This window comes from Streptococcus sanguinis SK49 (assembly GCF_000212815.1).
GTDB lineage: Bacteria > Bacillota > Bacilli > Lactobacillales > Streptococcaceae > Streptococcus > Streptococcus sanguinis_C.
On sequence record NZ_GL890985.1, the window covers coordinates 1,134,063 to 1,150,623 of the forward strand.

A 16,561-nucleotide genomic window follows, 5' to 3' on the forward strand; every position below is an offset into this window, starting at 1 on the left:
GGGAATTGAAGTGAAAAAGGATTTAATTAAACTAATATTTATTTTCTTTATTTCAATTTTTGTCATAGGCATGTTACCTATAGTTCAATTTATTTGGGCATTTATGCCGACAAAACTTGTTACAAAAGAGGAAAAGCAGCATATTGAATATGTTGTGAACACAGCTTTTGAAGATAATTTAGGATTGAAGGTTAAGAACATAGAGATTCCAACTTGGGTTAGCCATGTTTCTTATGAATATGATGTAAAAGTTCAATTGACAGAAGGTGCAGACAAAATTTTAACAGATAAGTTAGAAGAAGGGACTTTTTCCTATTACGCTAATAGTGACGATGAACCATCTTCGATAGTAAAAGATCTTATATTTTCTTCTGTCTTAGATACAAATTCTCACCCTATGCTGAATGCCTTATATTTTGATAAAGAGTCTGTTCTAAAGCCAGTGAAATTTAAGGAGCTGAGAACAGATTTAGATTACGATGTAACTGATGACCCAAAAGGGTTTTATCGTGATTTGGTTCAAATTAAAAAAGAACTAAAGTATAATCCCAAGACAGAGAAGTATGAAGTATCGGCAGAAGAAATAAAGGATTTGAGAAAAGATTTCATTCGTTTATCGGAAAATTACGAGGTTCTGTTGTTTTTCGATCTATATCTGGAAGGAGATATTCCTGAAGGTGCGAGTTTAAGTGACTATATTGATTTTACTAGCTTACCCAAAAATGTTTATGTAGTTGTTTGGGGAGAAAATGGGAAATTAGATAGCAATGGTTTTCAGGCAGAATGATTTAGATGGCGATACTACATTTTGAATTGAATTAAGAACAATATAAAAATGATTTATTACTTAAAAATTGATAATTCGTATAAAGTTTGAATATCTATTTAGAAATAAACAAGGAGCACTATATGCGTTATGCACTTTTACTCCGCGGCATCAATGTTGGCGGAAAAAACAAGGTCGTTATGGCTGATTTGAAGAAAGATTTGGCTGGGTTGGGTTTTGAAAATCCAGTTTCCTACATCAATAGCGGCAATCTTTTCTTTGATAGCGAGGAGCGGGAGGAGAGGATTCGGGAGATCTTGTCGGCTTATTTCAGTCGGTCTTACGATTTTCCGCTGCCTTTTGTCCTTGTCAGCTCTGCCATGCTTGAAAAAGAAATAGCCAATCTTCCTGCTTGGTGGCAGGATGAAACAGCCTTTCGGCGAGATGTTCTCTTTTATCTGCCGGAGACAGACAGGGAGAGTGTCCAAGAGCTGGCAGGCAGTTGGGCAAATGACAAGGAGCAACTGCATTTTGGGCAGACGGCTTTCTTTTATAGCAATGCTGACCAAGCGGACTATCTCAAGTCCAACTACCATAAGAAACTGCTCAAATCTAGTTTCTACAAGCAACTGACTATCCGAAATGGCAAGACTTTTCAGAAGATTGTGGAGTTGGTGAATGAGAAGTAAGACCAAAAAGAAAAATAAAAACAAAAGAAAAGCAAAAGTTCAGGGGAATAATTTTAGTCTTTGGTTGGAAAAACATCGGGTAGTAGAAGCTTTTTTAAATTTTTTAGTCTTAATAGTTGTTGCGATTGGTGTGGGATATTTAACTTTTGGTAATGAGAGCATTCCTGCTCCACTTCGTCATTTGAACTATATTACTCCTTTATATGTAAACTTGGTCCTCTTGGTGCTTATTCCTTATTATTCTCGATTTGGTAGATTGAGAAAAGAAGGATTTACTTCTCTGAAGGTTTTAGCGGAAGGATTTCTTTATCTGAACGGGCCGGTTTTCTTAATCCATTATTTTATAGGAATTCGGTCAAAAGGTGGAAAACATTTTGCACCACCTCTAATCAGTTTGGATTCTCGCTATGTTTGGTTTCCGATTGCAACTTATATCCTATTTTTTTCAATAGCTGGGCTTGCAACTCTTATTGCTATTTATATAGAAAGGAAGAAGAAATGTCACGTTCCCAAGAAACAATCCTAACAAACATCTGCCTTGTTGAAGATAAGGCGCGTGGTAAAGTCCTAATGCAGTATCGCTCTCCTGAGCGCTATCCTTGGTCTGGATATGCTTTTCCGGGTGGTCATATTGAAAAGGGAGAATCTCTCAATGATTCAGTTGTCCGTGAGATTTTAGAGGAAACGGGGTTGACTATTTCTCATCCGAAATTGGTTGGGGTTAAGAACTGGCATACGGATGAAGGGGTTCGCTACATCGTCTTTTGTTACAAAGCGACTGAATTTTCTGGTCAGATTCATTCGACTGAAGAGGGCGAGATCTCTTGGGTAGACAAGGAAACCCTGCCACAGCTGGACTTGGCCTACGATATGTTAGAACTTCTGCGTATGATGGAAGATGAGGAACTGTCAGAATATTACTATCCTGAGCGTATCGAAGGTGGTTGGCGCAAGAGTATGTATTAAAAAATGTTTCCTTTTGTGTCTGAAGTGCAAAGATAGAAAGGTGGATGACTGTCATGATTTCATTATGGATTGCTATTGTTGCATTTTTTCTTTTGGGCCTAAACCATTTTTTCCTTCTAGAAATGCTGGATTCGGTTTGAGATTTCCATTTGCTTTTCATACTTTAAAAGGATGGAAGCAGAGCCAATCTAGGTTTTATAGATCAGTGATTTTGCTTAATTTGCTCATTTTTCTTTATTCTTTGTACACAGATTTAAACGAGAATAGGGTCTTGGTCTTGTCAATTATTAGTATTGTATTTTCTGGAATATTAATTTTTTTAATTTCTTTTAAAGAATAGTTTGATTGTTTTATCAGTGATTTTTATAGCGACTATCTATCATTTGAAAGCCGATTGGCGCAAGAGTATGTACTAAAAAGACTGACTAGGTCGGGGCCTAATCAGTCTTTTTCTTGCTTGTTATTTATCCTGTAAAAATCCTAGGTCTCTCAAGGCAGATTCTACATAGTCCAAATCCTGCTGGGAGTCGGCTTGTACTAGGTGATAGTGGACTCCATCTGTCAGCTCAGATAAGGGGCGAAAGGCACAGGAAGCGACCTGTTGGAGAAAATGCTGGACATCTCGGCGGCAGGTCAGCTTTAGGTAAGTCTGGATTTCACCGTAAACTGGATGCTCAATCAAAATAGTCTGCACGCGGCCGCCATTATCAACGATAGCCAGCAGCTCAGCTTCCATATCCTCAGCCCTATGCTGAACCTTGAAGAGCTGATGAAAAGCTGTGCTTTCTTGGCGGTCTTTATAAAGATAGCCACGGTTGGTTGAGAGGATGGGAGCACCATCAGCCCGCAAGAGGGCAATATCTTGCACGATAATCTGCCTGGTCACATGGAAATGTTCAGCCAGTGACTGGCCATTGAGGGCAGCAGATGATGTTTTCAAAAGGTTTAATAGTTCTTCTCGTCTTTGCTTGGTCATAGCTTCATTGTAAACCAAAAGTCAGGAATCTTCAAGCTCTAGCGAATCTTTTTCAGCGCTTGATAAATGAACTTAGCAATGACAAAGTCGACCATACTATGGATGATCGTACCAAGTCCAACCAGACCAAATAAGATATAGAAAGCATTAGCAGGATAGGCAGACGTTGTGTAAAAGAGGATGCAGACGGCCACTTCGCCAAAGGCATGAATCAAGGCTAGTAGGAAATTAAATATCCAAGCCTTCTTCTGGCTGTCCAGTGTGTCCGGGTGCTTTTGCAGATAAAGAGCGCCGATGCTAGCAAAGAGCAAGTGGGACAGAGCTCTAAGCGTGATGATAAAAGGAAGCCCAGACATTCCAAATCCAATAGCAGAACCAATCACGACAATTACTGTCATGAGAGGGGAAATAAACATGGCCAAAAAGATAGCGACATGGCTGGCTAAGGTGAAGGAGGCGGGCGGTATGACAATTTTAATCGGCATAACTAGCGGGATAACAATGGCTAGTGCAGTCAAAAAAGCAGTTAGTGTCATAAACTGATTTTTAGATCTTGGTTTCATAGTGACTCCTTTTTATCTGTATATACACTAGTATAGTACACTGTTTTTGCTGAAAGGTCAAGACCTGTAGGAAATCCTAAAAGAGATTTGTCAAAATCCTTAAAATAGCTTATACTAGAAAGGTGTGGAAATAGGAGAAAACTAGATTTTTAGGATTTAGTTGACCTTCACATCGATTAGTGTTCTGCTGGACTTGAAAAATGAAAGAAGAGCTTGATCATATATAGAAGGCTGGTATGGAAATTTAGCAGCCTTGACTAGAAATGGAGAAAAAATGAACAACTTACCAAACTGCCCCAAATGTAATTCAGAGTATGTCTACGAAGATGGAACGCTCTTGGTTTGTCCAGAATGCGCCTATGAGTGGAATCCTGCTGAGGTTCAAGAAGCAGAAGAAGGCCCAGTAGCGATTGATGCTAATGGCAATAAGCTGGCAGATGGCGACACAGTTACCTTGATTAAGGATCTGAAAGTCAAAGGTGCACCTAAGGATCTCAAGCAAGGAACGCGCGTGAAAAATATCCGCATCGTGGAAGGTGACCATAATATTGACTGTAAGATTGACGGCTTCGGTGCGATGAAGCTCAAGTCAGAGTTTGTTAAGAAAATTTGAGGTCTTTATGAATCGCAGTTTTATCTTAATTTATCGAATTATTCTGTTTATTCTAGCCTTTTTGGGTGTGTATCTGGAAATCACTAAGTATGGCGTGGGCATGCTCATGTACTATACGGTTCTGTCCAATCTCTTGGTTCTGCTCTTTACGGGCTATCTGATCTATCTGATGATGAGACCTGGCGATGCTTGGAAGGCGCCGAAAATCTTGAGAATCAAGGGTGGGGTGACCATGTCCATCATGATTACTTGTGTCGTTTATCACCTTTTACTGGCTCCGATTGCGACAGATTTTTACCGTCTAGAGAATTTTCTGTGTCATTATATAGTACCCTTGGCGTTTCTTCTGGATACAGTAATCTTTGACAAGTCGCGCCAGTACCGTTGGTTTGATCCGATTTCTTGGACAAGTGTGCCCTTGGTCTACATGGCCTTTGCCCTCTTTAATGGCTTTTTCTTGAAAATAGATATTCCAAGGTCTAAGGATAATCCATTTCCTTACTTTTTCCTCAATGTCTTTAAGAAAGGCTGGCCTTATGTCATCCAGATGTGTCTGATTATCTTTGCAGCCTATCTGGTATTTGGCTTTGTCTTTTACGGGATAAAATCTATCTCTTTCTCAAAGAAGAAGACTTCCTAGAGACAGGTACTTGTAGATGAAAAAAACAGATTTTATCTGCTTTTTTATTTTGCTTCGATTTTTTCTTGCCAATATCAGATTTGTATGATATAGTTAACTAGTTAATGATTAACTGGTTAAACAAAAAAGGAGGAAAGAATGAAACACAATCAGAAACTGTTAGGACTAGCAGGGATCATTCTAGCTTGTAATCTTTGCTTGGCTGCTTGTCAGTCTCAGACATCTCAACAGAAAAGCAGTCAAGAGAAGGTGAAGACCAAGCAAGAAGTGAAGAAGAAAAGTAAGGCGACCAAAAAAGAACAGGTTCCTGGAGTTGATAAGCCGACGGATGATGGTTTTCTTTTCAAAAGCGAGTCTCAAATTAAAGCTAGAACTAGTGAAGGTCTGATTTTAGAGCATGATGGCCATACACACTTTATTTTTTATTCTGACCTAAAGAATAGTAAATGGGCTTATCTAATACCAAAAGATGGGCAAGTGCCTACAGGCTCGACTCAGCTGGCAAATCAAATGAGCGCTGCTGATGATGGCTATGTTTTTAATCCTAGAGACATTGTCTCAGAAGACCAATACGGCTATGTTGTGCGTCACGGGAATCATTTCCATTACATTTTGAAACAGTCAGTGGGTAATCTTGCACAAGCTCCGAGTTATCGTCCAACGCCGTCTAGCAATCCTACGGGACATATTTATCAGCCAACGCTTAGACCATCTGTTACCCAGCAGCAAGGGGCAACTAAACGCCAATTTGCTGGGATTGATTATCCTACAAGTGATGGATTCTTATTTAGAGGCACAGGGGTAACAGGCAAGTTAGCTTCTGGATTGCTGGCAGATCATAATGGTCATACTCATTTCATCCCCTATGAGCAGCTGATTGCTTCACCTTGGGAGTCATTGATTCCAGCGGAACATAAAAAAGCTGCTGAAGATGCCTACTATGGCCGTCAAGGGCAAGCACAGCCTTCACCAGCACCAGCTCCTGCACCTGAACCTACTCCAAGTCCATCAGACAAGGAAGAAGAAGTTGCCAAGAAAAAGGCCTATTTGGCTCAGCAATTAGGAATCGATGAAAGCCTGATTCAAGTGAGCGATACAGATAAAGGAAAGGTATTTATCTATCCGCATGGTGATCATAGCCATTCGACCTTGGTCAGTGAGATTGATACGACCAAGCCTTTTGATCCTCATGGAAATCCACACGCTCATGACGCAGTTGGTATGGCAACCTTGAAAACTCTAGGATTTGATGATGAAATCATTGAAGATATTTTACATGCTACGGCGGACAGCCCATTCCCATCAGATGAGACGGATACGGAAAAGATGAAAGCCTGGCTTGCAACTGTGAAATACTTAAATATCGGCCAGCGCAAAGATCCGCTAGAAAGAAAAGGTTTAGAACTGATGCCAAATATTGAAGTTCTGGGAATAGGCTTTACTCCGATAAAGGACATCAGACCAGTGCTGCAATTTAAGCATTTGAAACAGCTATGGATGACAAAGACAGGCGTTACCAACTATGATTTCTTAAAAGAGATTCCGACCTTGGAAGGTTTAGATATTTCCCAGAATGGTATCACAGATTTATCTTTCTTAAAGAATTATCCCAATCTCAAGACGGTCGCCGCAGCGGGGAATGACCTTACCGATATCTCACCTTTGGCGAAGCTGAAAAATCTGGAGTCATTGAACCTTGACTACAACAATATCTCAGATATTTCTGCTTTGACCAAGCTTTCAAAATTAAAAGCGGTAAGTTTAGAGCATAATCAAATACAAGATGTTTCTGCTCTGAGCCAAAAAGAAGATTTAACAAGACTTTTCTTATCCAATAATCCAAACTTAAATCTCAATACCCTCAAAGCTTCCAAACTTGAAGAATTAACAGCTGATAATTCCAATGTTGAGAGCTTGAACTTCCTGAAGAATAATCCAAATCTGACAACTCTAAGCCTAAATGAAAATCGTCTGACTTCGCTGGCAGGAGTTGAAGCTGCTAAGAATTTAGTAACTTTGTCCGCAAGTCAAAACAAGATTACATCTTTGGACATTCCAGCCGCTCAGTCTTCCTTGAAGAATTTAAACTTGGCTGAGAATGAGTTGAAAAACTTGGAAGGAATTAATCAGTTTAGGGCTTTAGACAATTTGGCTGTCAACAAGAATAAAATCACAACCTTGGCGCTGCAGGAACCAAATAAGACGGTGACTTATATTAATGTCAGCGACAATCTCATCCCTAAAGCAGAGCTTGAATTGAATGAAAATAAAATTCCGAAAGCCTTGGCGCAGCATTTCCCAGATGTTCAGGGTGGCAACATTGACAATAATAAGCCGGCTGAACCAAAAGAAGAAAACAAGGAAGCGCCTAAGGAAAGTGAGCCTAATAAGGCAGATGTCCAAGGGAAGCCAAAATCCGATAAGCCAGCCTCAGCTCAAGCAAGCAACCAAGGAGCTTCAAATGATAGTGAGCATGCAGCTGGATCTCCTGAAGCAGAGTTAAACAATCGAGATGAGAATCTAGAAAACTCTTCTAAGCCATCACCAGAAGAAGTGCCAACTGCTGAAAATCCTGAATTAAAAGACGAGCCAGCTCAAGCAGAAGACAAAGAAAATCCAAAGAATTCAAAAGATAAGGAAAAAGAAGAGAAAGAAGCTAATCACTAACCCTTATCCAGTCAACTAGAAAAAATACAATTTTTTCTTGAAATAGTTTTGAATTTGTGGTATAGTATAAAAAATTAAATAATCCTTTAATTCTATCCAGAGAGATAGACAAGGAGCAAGTAAAAAGATGGGTGGAGTGTAAGCAAGTGCGTCTTGTTTTAGCTTGCCTAACTAGATTTTTCTGAAGTCTCCTTGTAATAAGGAGACTTTTTCTGTTGTTTGAGGAGGAAAGAATGAAAACAAAAGAAGTTGTCGATGACATCACCATGAATCGCGCGATTACGCGGATTACTTATGAAATCATCGAGCGCAATAAGGATTTGAACCAAGTGGTCTTGGCTGGCATTAAGACCCGAGGGGTTCACTTGGCACACCGGATTCAAAAGCGATTGGCTCAGTTAGAGAATATTGATATTCCAGTCGCAGAAGTAGACACCAAGCCTTTTCGCGATGATATCAAGGTTGAGGAAGATACGACAGTGATTCCAGTGGATATTACCGACCGTCAGGTAATCCTGATTGACGATGTCCTCTACACAGGACGGACCATCCGGGCGGCTATCGACAATCTGGTCAGTCATGGACGGCCTTCTCGGGTTGGTCTGGCTGTCTTGGTTGACCGTGGCCACCGCGAGCTGCCCATTCGGGCAGACTATGTCGGCAAGAACATTCCGACTAGCCAAACTGAGGAGATTATCGTTGAGATGACCGAGACAGACGGTCAAGATCGCGTGTTGATTATGGGGGAGTAATAAGCTAAATGAGTCAAGATGTTAAGTATGATGTGCATGATATGCCAAAGCCAGGTCTGCTTTTAGGACTATCCTTTCAGCACTTGTTCGCCATGTTTGGGGCGACAGTCTTGGTACCGATTCTGGTGGGGATTGACCCAGCGGTGGCCCTCTTTTCCAGCGGTCTGGGGACACTGGCCCATCTGACTGTTACCAAGTACAAGATTCCGGCTTACATGGGATCCAGCTTTGCTTATATCGCAGCCATGCAGATGCTGATGAAGACAGATGGTATCGGAGCGGTTGCTCAGGGAGCCATCACTGGTGGTTTGGTTTACTTTATCGTGGCACTGATTGTCAAGTTTGCTGGTAATGCTTGGATTGACAAGGTGCTGCCTCCAGTAGTGGTAGGGCCTATCATCATGGTCATCGGTCTGAGCTTGGCTGGAACAGCTGTTAGCGATGTGATGAATAAGACTGTAGCAAATGGGGAAAAGGTTTATGATTTGACCTATTTCATTATTGGTATGGTCACTCTCTTGGCAGTCATTCTCTTTAATATCTATGGTAAGAAGATTGTGGGAATTATCCCAGTCTTGCTAGGCTTGATAGTCGGCTATATCTTTAGCTTGATTCTAGGGGCTGTGACTGGGCAGGAAATCGTTTCTTTTGCCAAGGTTGGACAAGCTTCTTGGTTCCACCTTCCGCCCATGAGTCTGCCTTTCTTGGACTACGATGTGAAATTTTATCCTAGTGCGATTTTAACCATGGCGCCTATTGCCTTTGTAACCATGACAGAACACTTCGGGCATGTCATGGTGCTGAATAGCTTGACAGGCAAGGACTTCTTCAAGGATCCAGGTCTAGACAAGACCTTGACCGGAGATGGTCTGGCTCAGATTATTGCGGGGCTTTTCGGAGCACCGCCGGTGACTAGCTACGGAGAGAATATCGGAGTTATGGCGCTCAATAAAATCTACAGCGTCTATGTCATTGCTGGCGCAGCAGTGCTGGCTATTGTCATGAGCTTTGTGGGCAAGGTCTCAGCCCTGCTCCAATCCATCCCGAGTCCTGTGCTGGGTGGTATTTCCATCGCCCTCTTTGGGGTAATTGCTTCGAGCGGTCTCAAAATTCTGATCGAAGCACAGACCAACTTTGACAATAAAAAGAATCTCTTGATTGCCAGTGTCATCTTGGTATCTGGTATCGGTGGTCTGACCTTGCAGCTCTCGGGTCTGCAAATCTCAGGAGTTGCCTTGTCAACTATTCTGGGAATTGTCCTCTATCTGGTCCTGCCTGAGCCCAAGGATTGAGCTAGGCGCTAAATCATTAACTTTCGTTCAAAAATAGCTTGCTCTCAGAGCGACTTTACTTGCAGCACTCTGGAAGCCCTCATTCTTTCATAAAGGAGAATTACATCATGTCATCCAATCAAATCGCTCTTAAGAACCTCGTTTCTATGGAAACTCTGTCAAATGAAGAAGTTATGGCCTTGATTAAACGCGGAATCGAATTTAAAAATGGCGCTAAAGTCCATTATGATGAGCAGCATATCGTGTCTAACCTCTTCTTTGAACCTTCGACTCGTACCCACAAGGCCTTTGAGGTAGCAGAGTTGAAGTTAGGCTGCGATCTTCTGGACTTTGATGTCAAGACCAGCTCGGTCAATAAAGGAGAAACCTTGTATGACACTATACTGACAATGTCTGCCCTAGGCGTTGATGTTTGTGTCATTCGCCACCCAGAAGTGGACTATTACAAAGAGCTAGTGGAAAGCCCAACAATTACGACTTCCATTGTTAACGGAGGAGACGGTTCTGGTCAGCATCCTAGCCAAAGCTTGCTGGATTTGATGACTATTTATCAAGAGTTTGGTCGCTTCGAAGGCCTCAAGGTTGCCATTGCTGGTGACTTGGACCATTCGCGTGTGGCCAAGTCAAATATGCAAATTCTCAAGCGCTTGGGTGCAGAGCTCTACTTTGCTGGTCCTGAAGAATGGCGGAGCCAAGAGTTTGCGGACTATGGTAAGTTTGTCACTATTGATGAGGTGATTGATCAAGTGGATGTCATGATGTTCCTGCGCGTGCAGCATGAGCGCCATGACTACGAGTCCATCTTTTCTAAAGAAAATTACCACAGACTGCATGGACTAACTCAAGAGCGCTATGACCGCATGAAAGATACAGCGATTCTGATGCATCCAGCTCCAGTTAATCGCGATGTAGAAATTGCGGATCATCTGGTCGAAGCACCAAAATCACGTATCGTTGAACAAATGACCAACGGCGTCTTTGTCAGAATGGCTATTATCGAAGCAGTTCTGAAAGGTCGTCAATAATCTCGGGCAGTAGGCCGGGAGTGGGTGAAGCTATGTGAAGCAATCCCACTCCCTATTATTATATATCTTATGTAGATGGTCATGGGCACGTCTGCATCTTGGACAGGAGGGAACAATGGCAAAGAGACTTTTAATATTAGAAAATGGCATGATCTTCGAAGGAGAAGCTTTTGGAGCGGATCTTTTTGTGACAGGCGAAATCGTCTTTAACACAGGCATGACAGGCTATCAGGAATCGATTACGGACCAGTCTTATAACGGCCAGATTCTGACCTTTACCTATCCCTTGGTTGGAAATTATGGTGTCAATCGGGACGACTATGAATCCATTTTGCCGACCTGTAAGGGAGTGGTGGTCTATGAGTATGCACGTCGTGCCAGCAACTGGCGCCAGCAATTGTCTTTGGATGAGTTCCTCAAAATCAAAAAGATACCAGGCATTTCGGGAATTGATACAAGGGCACTAACCAAGATTATCCGCAAGTATGGAACTATGCGGGCAACCATTGCCAATGCGGATGATAGTATTGAGCATTTGCAAGACCAACTGCAGGCGACAGTGCTGCCGACTGATAACATCAAGCAGGTCTCTACTAAGCAGTCTTATCCAGCTCCAGGCACTGGTCGCAGCGTGGTATTGGTGGACTTTGGTCTCAAGCACTCTATTCTGCGGGAGTTAGCCAAGCGCAACTGCAGCGTGACGGTGGTGCCTTATGATACCAGTGCTGAGGAAATTCTCCAGCTCAATCCTGATGGAGTCATGCTGTCAAATGGACCGGGCAATCCGGAAGATGTGCCGGAGGCTCTGGACATGATTCGTGGTGTTCAGGGCAAGATTCCAATTTTCGGAATCTGTATGGGACATCAGCTCTTCTCCATGGCTAATGGTGCCAAGACGCATAAGATGAAGTTCGGCCACCGTGGCTTCAATCATGCGGTACGCGAGATTGCGACAGGCCGAGTTGACTTTACCAGTCAAAATCACGGCTATGCAGTCAGTCGTGAGGATTTGCCGGAATGCCTGATTGTGACTCATGAAGAAATCAATGATAAGTCTGTCGAAGGTGTGCGCCATCGGGATTATCCTGCCTTTTCTGTGCAGTTTCACCCGGATGCTGCGCCGGGACCGCATGATGCAGACTATCTCTTTGATGAGTTTATGGAAATGATGGATGCCCATCAGGCTTACTAGGAAGCAAGATTGAGAGGTACACTATGCCAAAACGTAAAGATATTCAGAAAATTATGGTCATTGGTTCTGGTCCTATCGTCATCGGTCAGGCTGCGGAGTTTGACTATGCCGGGACTCAGGCTTGCCTGTCCTTGAAAGAAGAGGGCTACAGTGTTGTCTTGGTTAATTCTAATCCAGCGACCATCATGACGGACAAGGAAATTGCGGACCGGGTTTATATCGAGCCTATCACGCTGGAGTTTGTTGCGCGGATTTTGCGTAAGGAGCGACCAGATGCTCTGCTGCCTACTCTGGGTGGCCAGACCGGACTCAATATGGCCATGGAATTATCCAAGTCAGGACTTTTAGAAGAGCTGGGAGTGGAACTCTTGGGAACCAAGTTATCGGCCATTGACCAAGCGGAAGACCGGGATCTCTTCAAGCAGCTAATGGAAGAGTTAGGTCAGCCCATCCCTGAGTCAGAAATTGTTAATACAGTTGATGAAGCACTGGAATTTGCAGCTGAAATCGGCTATCCAGTCATTGTCCGTCCGGCATTTACACTGGGAGGAACTGGCGGCGGTATCTGTAGCAATGAAGAAGAGCTGCAGGAAATCGCAGAAAACGGCCTCAAACTCTCTCCAGTGACTCAGTGTCTGATCGAGCGCTCTATAGCAGGCTTTAAGGAAATCGAATACGAAGTCATGCGGGATGGTGCCGACAATGCGCTGGTCGTATGTAATATGGAAAACTTTGATCCAGTCGGCATTCACACAGGTGATTCTATCGTCTTTGCACCTAGTCAGACTATTTCAGACTATGAATACCAGATGCTGCGGGACGCAAGTCTCAAGATTATTCGAGCACTGAAGATTGAGGGTGGCTGTAATGTACAGCTGGCTCTGGACCCGCATAGTTTCAAATACTATGTCATCGAGGTCAATCCGCGGGTTTCCCGCTCATCAGCCCTTGCCTCTAAGGCGACTGGTTATCCGATTGCCAAGTTGGCGGCTAAAATCGCGGTCGGGCTTGCATTGGATGAAATCATCAATCCGGTAACAGGCTCTACCTATGCCATGTTTGAGCCGGCTCTGGACTATGTAGTCGCTAAGATTCCACGCTTTCCATTTGATAAATTTGAGCAAGGTGAGCGCCGTCTGGGAACCCAGATGAAGGCGACCGGGGAAGTCATGGCTATCGGCCGCAATATTGAGGAGAGTCTGCTCAAAGCCTGTCGTTCTTTGGAAGTTGGTGTGGACCACAACGAGCTGCCTGCTCTCAGTCAAGTAAGCGATGATGAGCTGATGAGGAAGATTGTCAAGGCGCAAGACGACCGGCTTTTCTATATCTCAGAGGCTATTCGCCGTGGTTACAGTCCGGATGAAATTGCTGAGCTGACCAAGATTGATGTCTTTTTCCTGGATAAGTTGCTTCATATTTACGAAATCGAGCAGGAACTGGTCAGTCATATCGGAGATAGCTATGTGCTTAAGAAAGCCAAGCAAAATGGCTTTGCGGATACTAAGATTGCAGCCTTGTGGGACATGACAGCCGAGCAGGTGCGTCGCATCCGGCAGGAGCAGAAGATTGTGCCGGTTTACAAGATGGTGGATACCTGTGCTGCTGAGTTCGAGTCTGCGACGCCTTATTTCTACTCTACCTATGGCTTTGAAAATGAATCTGTCAAATCCAGCAAGGAATCTGTTCTGGTGCTGGGTTCTGGTCCTATCCGAATTGGGCAAGGGGTTGAGTTTGACTATGCGACTGTTCATTCTGTAAAGGCCATTCAGGCAGCTGGTTATGAAGCAATTATCATGAACAGCAATCCGGAGACTGTATCGACTGACTTTTCTGTCTCTGACAAGCTCTATTTTGAGCCGTTGACCTTTGAAGATGTCATGAATGTCATTGAGCTGGAGCAGCCTAAAGGGGTTATCGTTCAGTTTGGCGGGCAGACAGCCATTAATCTTGCAGAGCCACTGTCCAAGGCTGGTGTTAAGATTTTAGGTACCCAAGTGGCGGACTTGGATCGAGCTGAGGACCGGGATCTCTTTGAGCAAGCTCTGAAGGAGCTGGATATTCCGCAACCGCCGGGTCAGACGGCTACTAATGAAGAGGAGGCAGTAGAGGCCGCTCGTAAGATTGGCTTCCCTGTTCTGGTTCGGCCTTCCTATGTCTTGGGTGGCCGTGCCATGGAAATCGTAGAAAACGAAGCGGATCTACGCTCTTATATGCGGACAGCGGTTAAGGCAAGTCCAGACCATCCAGTTTTGGTTGATTCTTATATTGTCGGTGATGAGTGCGAAGTGGATGCCATTTCAGATGGTCGTCAGGTCTTGATTCCCGGGATTATGGAGCATATCGAGCGGGCAGGAGTTCACTCAGGAGATTCCATGGCGGCCTATCCTCCACAAACCCTATCGCAGAAAGTTAAGGATACCATTGCAGACTATACCAAGCGTTTGGCTCTGGGACTGAACTGTATCGGTATGATGAATATTCAGTTCGTCATCAAGGATGAGCAGGTCTATGTCATTGAGGTCAATCCACGGGCCAGCCGGACTGTTCCTTTCTTGTCCAAGGTGACTGATATTCCGATGGCACAAGTAGCGACTCGTTTGATTCTTGGAGAAAGTCTGGCAGAGCTGGGCTATGAAGATGGTCTTCATCCAGAAAGTTCCATGGTTCATATCAAGGCGCCAGTCTTCTCCTTTACCAAGCTGGCAAAGGTTGACAGTCTTTTGGGACCTGAGATGAAGTCTACCGGCGAAGTCATGGGAAGTGATCGCACGCTCGAAAAAGCACTCTATAAGGCTTTTGAGGCTTCCTATCTCCATCTGCCAAACTTTGGTAATGTTGTCTTTACTATCGCAGATGATAGCAAGGAAGAAGCCCTGCAGCTGGCTCAGCGTTTTGCCAATATTGGCTATGGTATCTGGGCAACCAAGGGAACAGCCTCCTATTTTGAAAATCACGGCCTACACGTCCGTCTGGTGGAAAAAATCGGCAGTGATGATAACAAGGATATCCCAGCCTATATTCGCAAGGGCAAGGTTCAGGCTATTATCAACACGGTCGGAACCAAGCGGACAGCAGATAAGCATGGTCAAATTATCCGTAGCTCAGCTATTGAGCACGGAGTGCCCCTCTTCACAGCCTTAGACACGGCCGATGCCATGCTGAAGGTCCTGGAAAGCCGCAGTTTCACTACAGAGGCGATATAGAACAGAACGATTTTTGACTTCCAGATTGTCATTTTACCGTCTGCAAGTCGGAAAAGTAATCTTTGAGAAAAGCATCTGTTCAAATTTATTCTATCCTTGAATAGTCATAAATAAATAACCTTTCAAATATATTTGAATTAAAAGCAAAGTGGAAGCGGGAAAGAATCCTACTTCCTTTTTCTTTATTTTCTTAAAATAACTTGACAAAGAAGTTGACAAAGTGTATGATGTTAACCAGTTAATAAACCAGTTGATAATTAGTTAAGGAGATATTGTGAAACGAGATTTAAAATTTTTAGCCTGCCTTAGTCTGCTGGCCCTGGCCTTATGTCTCTGGGCTTGTCAATCTCAAAAAGAATCCAGTTCATCCAGTCAGTCGCAAGGATTGAAGATTGTAACCAGCTTTTATCCTATCTACTCTATGGTCAAGGCTGTATCGGGAGATCTGAATGATGTGCGCATGATTCAGTCTAGCAATGGTATTCACGATTTTGAGCCTTCAGCCAATGATGTGGCAGCCATCTATGATGCAGATGTCTTTGTCTATCACTCACGGACTTTGGAGTCCTGGGCTGGCGAGCTGAATCCTAGTCTCAAGAATTCCAAGGTTCAAGTCCTTGAGGCTTCCCAGGGAATGGAGTTGGATCGAGTCGCTGGCTTGGAAGATGTCCAAGCGGGAGAGGGAGTGGATGAGAAGACGCTCTATGACCCCCATACCTGGTTGGATCCTCAGAAGGCTGCAGAGGAAGCTCAGATTATCGCTGACAGACTGTCGGAGCTGGATAGCGACCATCGGGATACTTATCAGGCCAATGCTCGAAAATTTCAAGAAGAGGCCAAAAAGCTGACAGAACGCTATCAGGAGATTTTCGATAAAGTGCCCAATAAGACCTTTGTCACGCAGCATACAGCCTTTTCTTATCTGGCCAAGCGCTTCGGGCTGACCCAGCTGGGCATTGCCGGTATTTCACCGGAGCAGGAGCCTAGTCCGCGTCAGCTGACAGAGATAGAAGACTTTGTCAAAGAGCACAAGGTGAAGACCATTTTTGTGGAGAGCAATGCTTCTTCCAAAGTGGCTCAAACCCTTGTCAAGGCGACTGGTGTACAAATCAAAGAACTGAATCCTCTGGAAGCAGATCCAGCTAACCAACTATCTTATTTAGAAAATTTAGAAAAAAATCTAGCAGTTTTAGCTAAAGATTTGAAAGGATAAAAGA

General features: G+C 43.6%; 15 protein-coding genes and 1 pseudogene. 14 read left to right on the plus strand and 2 right to left on the minus strand.

Annotated elements, in window-relative coordinates; genetic code table 11:
- Nucleotides 1-10: 10 nt before the first annotated feature.
- The 5 genes and pseudogenes from HMPREF9380_RS05420 to HMPREF9380_RS12150 all read left to right on the plus strand — a co-directional run bounded on the left by HMPREF9380_RS05420 (nt 11) and on the right by HMPREF9380_RS12150 (nt 2,761).
- Nucleotides 11-787, plus strand: coding sequence for a hypothetical protein (locus HMPREF9380_RS05420; RefSeq protein ID WP_002933451.1), 777 nt, complete (start codon nt 11-13; stop codon nt 785-787).
- A gap of 122 nt (nt 788-909) precedes the next feature.
- Nucleotides 910-1,455 (plus strand): DUF1697 domain-containing protein, encoded by a 546-nt coding sequence (locus HMPREF9380_RS05415; RefSeq protein WP_002933455.1) that lies wholly within the window; start codon nt 910-912, stop codon nt 1,453-1,455.
- A complete protein-coding gene (locus HMPREF9380_RS05410; protein WP_002933459.1) occupies nt 1,445-1,981 on the plus strand; it encodes a hypothetical protein in 537 nt (178 codons plus the stop codon). Before HMPREF9380_RS05415 ends, HMPREF9380_RS05410 begins: the two co-directional genes overlap by 11 nt.
- Nucleotides 1,954-2,421 carry an 8-oxo-dGTP diphosphatase gene (locus tag HMPREF9380_RS05405; RefSeq protein WP_002933463.1) on the plus strand — a complete coding sequence of 156 codons (468 nt, stop codon included), beginning with the start codon at nt 1,954-1,956 and terminating at the stop codon, nt 2,419-2,421. Before HMPREF9380_RS05410 ends, HMPREF9380_RS05405 begins: the two co-directional genes overlap by 28 nt.
- A gap of 44 nt (nt 2,422-2,465) precedes the next feature.
- Nucleotides 2,466-2,761, plus strand: a pseudogene (locus HMPREF9380_RS12150) (hypothetical protein).
- Nucleotides 2,762-2,881: 120 nt separating this feature from the next.
- Here the strand turns inward: HMPREF9380_RS12150 and HMPREF9380_RS05400 are convergent.
- Both HMPREF9380_RS05400 and HMPREF9380_RS05395 read right to left on the minus strand, forming a co-directional pair.
- Nucleotides 2,882-3,415 carry a transcription repressor NadR gene (locus tag HMPREF9380_RS05400; RefSeq protein WP_002933466.1) on the minus strand — a complete coding sequence of 178 codons (534 nt, stop codon included), beginning with the start codon at nt 3,413-3,415 and terminating at the stop codon, nt 2,882-2,884.
- A gap of 20 nt (nt 3,416-3,435) precedes the next feature.
- Nucleotides 3,436-3,960 (minus strand): hypothetical protein, encoded by a 525-nt coding sequence (locus tag HMPREF9380_RS05395; RefSeq protein WP_002933468.1) that lies wholly within the window; start codon nt 3,958-3,960, stop codon nt 3,436-3,438.
- Nucleotides 3,961-4,234: 274 nt separating this feature from the next.
- On the opposite strand from HMPREF9380_RS05395, the gene HMPREF9380_RS05390 reads away from it, so the two are divergent.
- The 9 genes from HMPREF9380_RS05390 to HMPREF9380_RS05350 all read left to right on the plus strand — a co-directional run bounded on the left by HMPREF9380_RS05390 (nt 4,235) and on the right by HMPREF9380_RS05350 (nt 16,557).
- The gene (locus tag HMPREF9380_RS05390) at nt 4,235-4,573 is read left to right on the plus strand and encodes a zinc ribbon domain-containing protein YjdM (RefSeq protein ID WP_002897401.1); all 339 of its coding nucleotides are present in this window, start codon (nt 4,235-4,237) and stop codon (nt 4,571-4,573) included.
- 7 nt (nt 4,574-4,580) lie between these two features.
- On the plus strand, nt 4,581-5,213 hold the full coding sequence (locus HMPREF9380_RS05385; RefSeq protein WP_002933470.1) for a Pr6Pr family membrane protein: 633 nt from the start codon (nt 4,581-4,583) through the stop codon (nt 5,211-5,213).
- Nucleotides 5,214-5,351: 138 nt separating this feature from the next.
- Nucleotides 5,352-7,880 carry a pneumococcal-type histidine triad protein gene (locus HMPREF9380_RS05380; protein ID WP_002933472.1) on the plus strand — a complete coding sequence of 843 codons (2,529 nt, stop codon included), beginning with the start codon at nt 5,352-5,354 and terminating at the stop codon, nt 7,878-7,880.
- A 233-nt stretch (nt 7,881-8,113) separates the two neighbouring features.
- Nucleotides 8,114-8,632 (plus strand): bifunctional pyr operon transcriptional regulator/uracil phosphoribosyltransferase PyrR, encoded by a 519-nt coding sequence (gene pyrR / locus HMPREF9380_RS05375; RefSeq protein WP_002904664.1) that lies wholly within the window; start codon nt 8,114-8,116, stop codon nt 8,630-8,632.
- 8 nt (nt 8,633-8,640) lie between these two features.
- Nucleotides 8,641-9,924 carry a uracil-xanthine permease family protein gene (locus HMPREF9380_RS05370; RefSeq protein WP_002906386.1) on the plus strand — a complete coding sequence of 428 codons (1,284 nt, stop codon included), beginning with the start codon at nt 8,641-8,643 and terminating at the stop codon, nt 9,922-9,924.
- Between the two features lie 107 nt (nt 9,925-10,031).
- The gene (locus tag HMPREF9380_RS05365; protein WP_002917113.1) at nt 10,032-10,949 is read left to right on the plus strand and encodes an aspartate carbamoyltransferase catalytic subunit; all 918 of its coding nucleotides are present in this window, start codon (nt 10,032-10,034) and stop codon (nt 10,947-10,949) included.
- A gap of 115 nt (nt 10,950-11,064) precedes the next feature.
- A complete protein-coding gene (locus HMPREF9380_RS05360; protein ID WP_002933475.1) occupies nt 11,065-12,141 on the plus strand; it encodes a carbamoyl phosphate synthase small subunit in 1,077 nt (358 codons plus the stop codon).
- Between the two features lie 23 nt (nt 12,142-12,164).
- On the plus strand, nt 12,165-15,344 hold the full coding sequence (gene carB, locus HMPREF9380_RS05355) for a carbamoyl-phosphate synthase large subunit (protein ID WP_002933477.1): 3,180 nt from the start codon (nt 12,165-12,167) through the stop codon (nt 15,342-15,344).
- Nucleotides 15,345-15,618: 274 nt separating this feature from the next.
- Nucleotides 15,619-16,557 carry a metal ABC transporter solute-binding protein, Zn/Mn family gene (locus HMPREF9380_RS05350; protein WP_002933479.1) on the plus strand — a complete coding sequence of 313 codons (939 nt, stop codon included), beginning with the start codon at nt 15,619-15,621 and terminating at the stop codon, nt 16,555-16,557.
- Nucleotides 16,558-16,561: the final 4 nt, after the last annotated feature.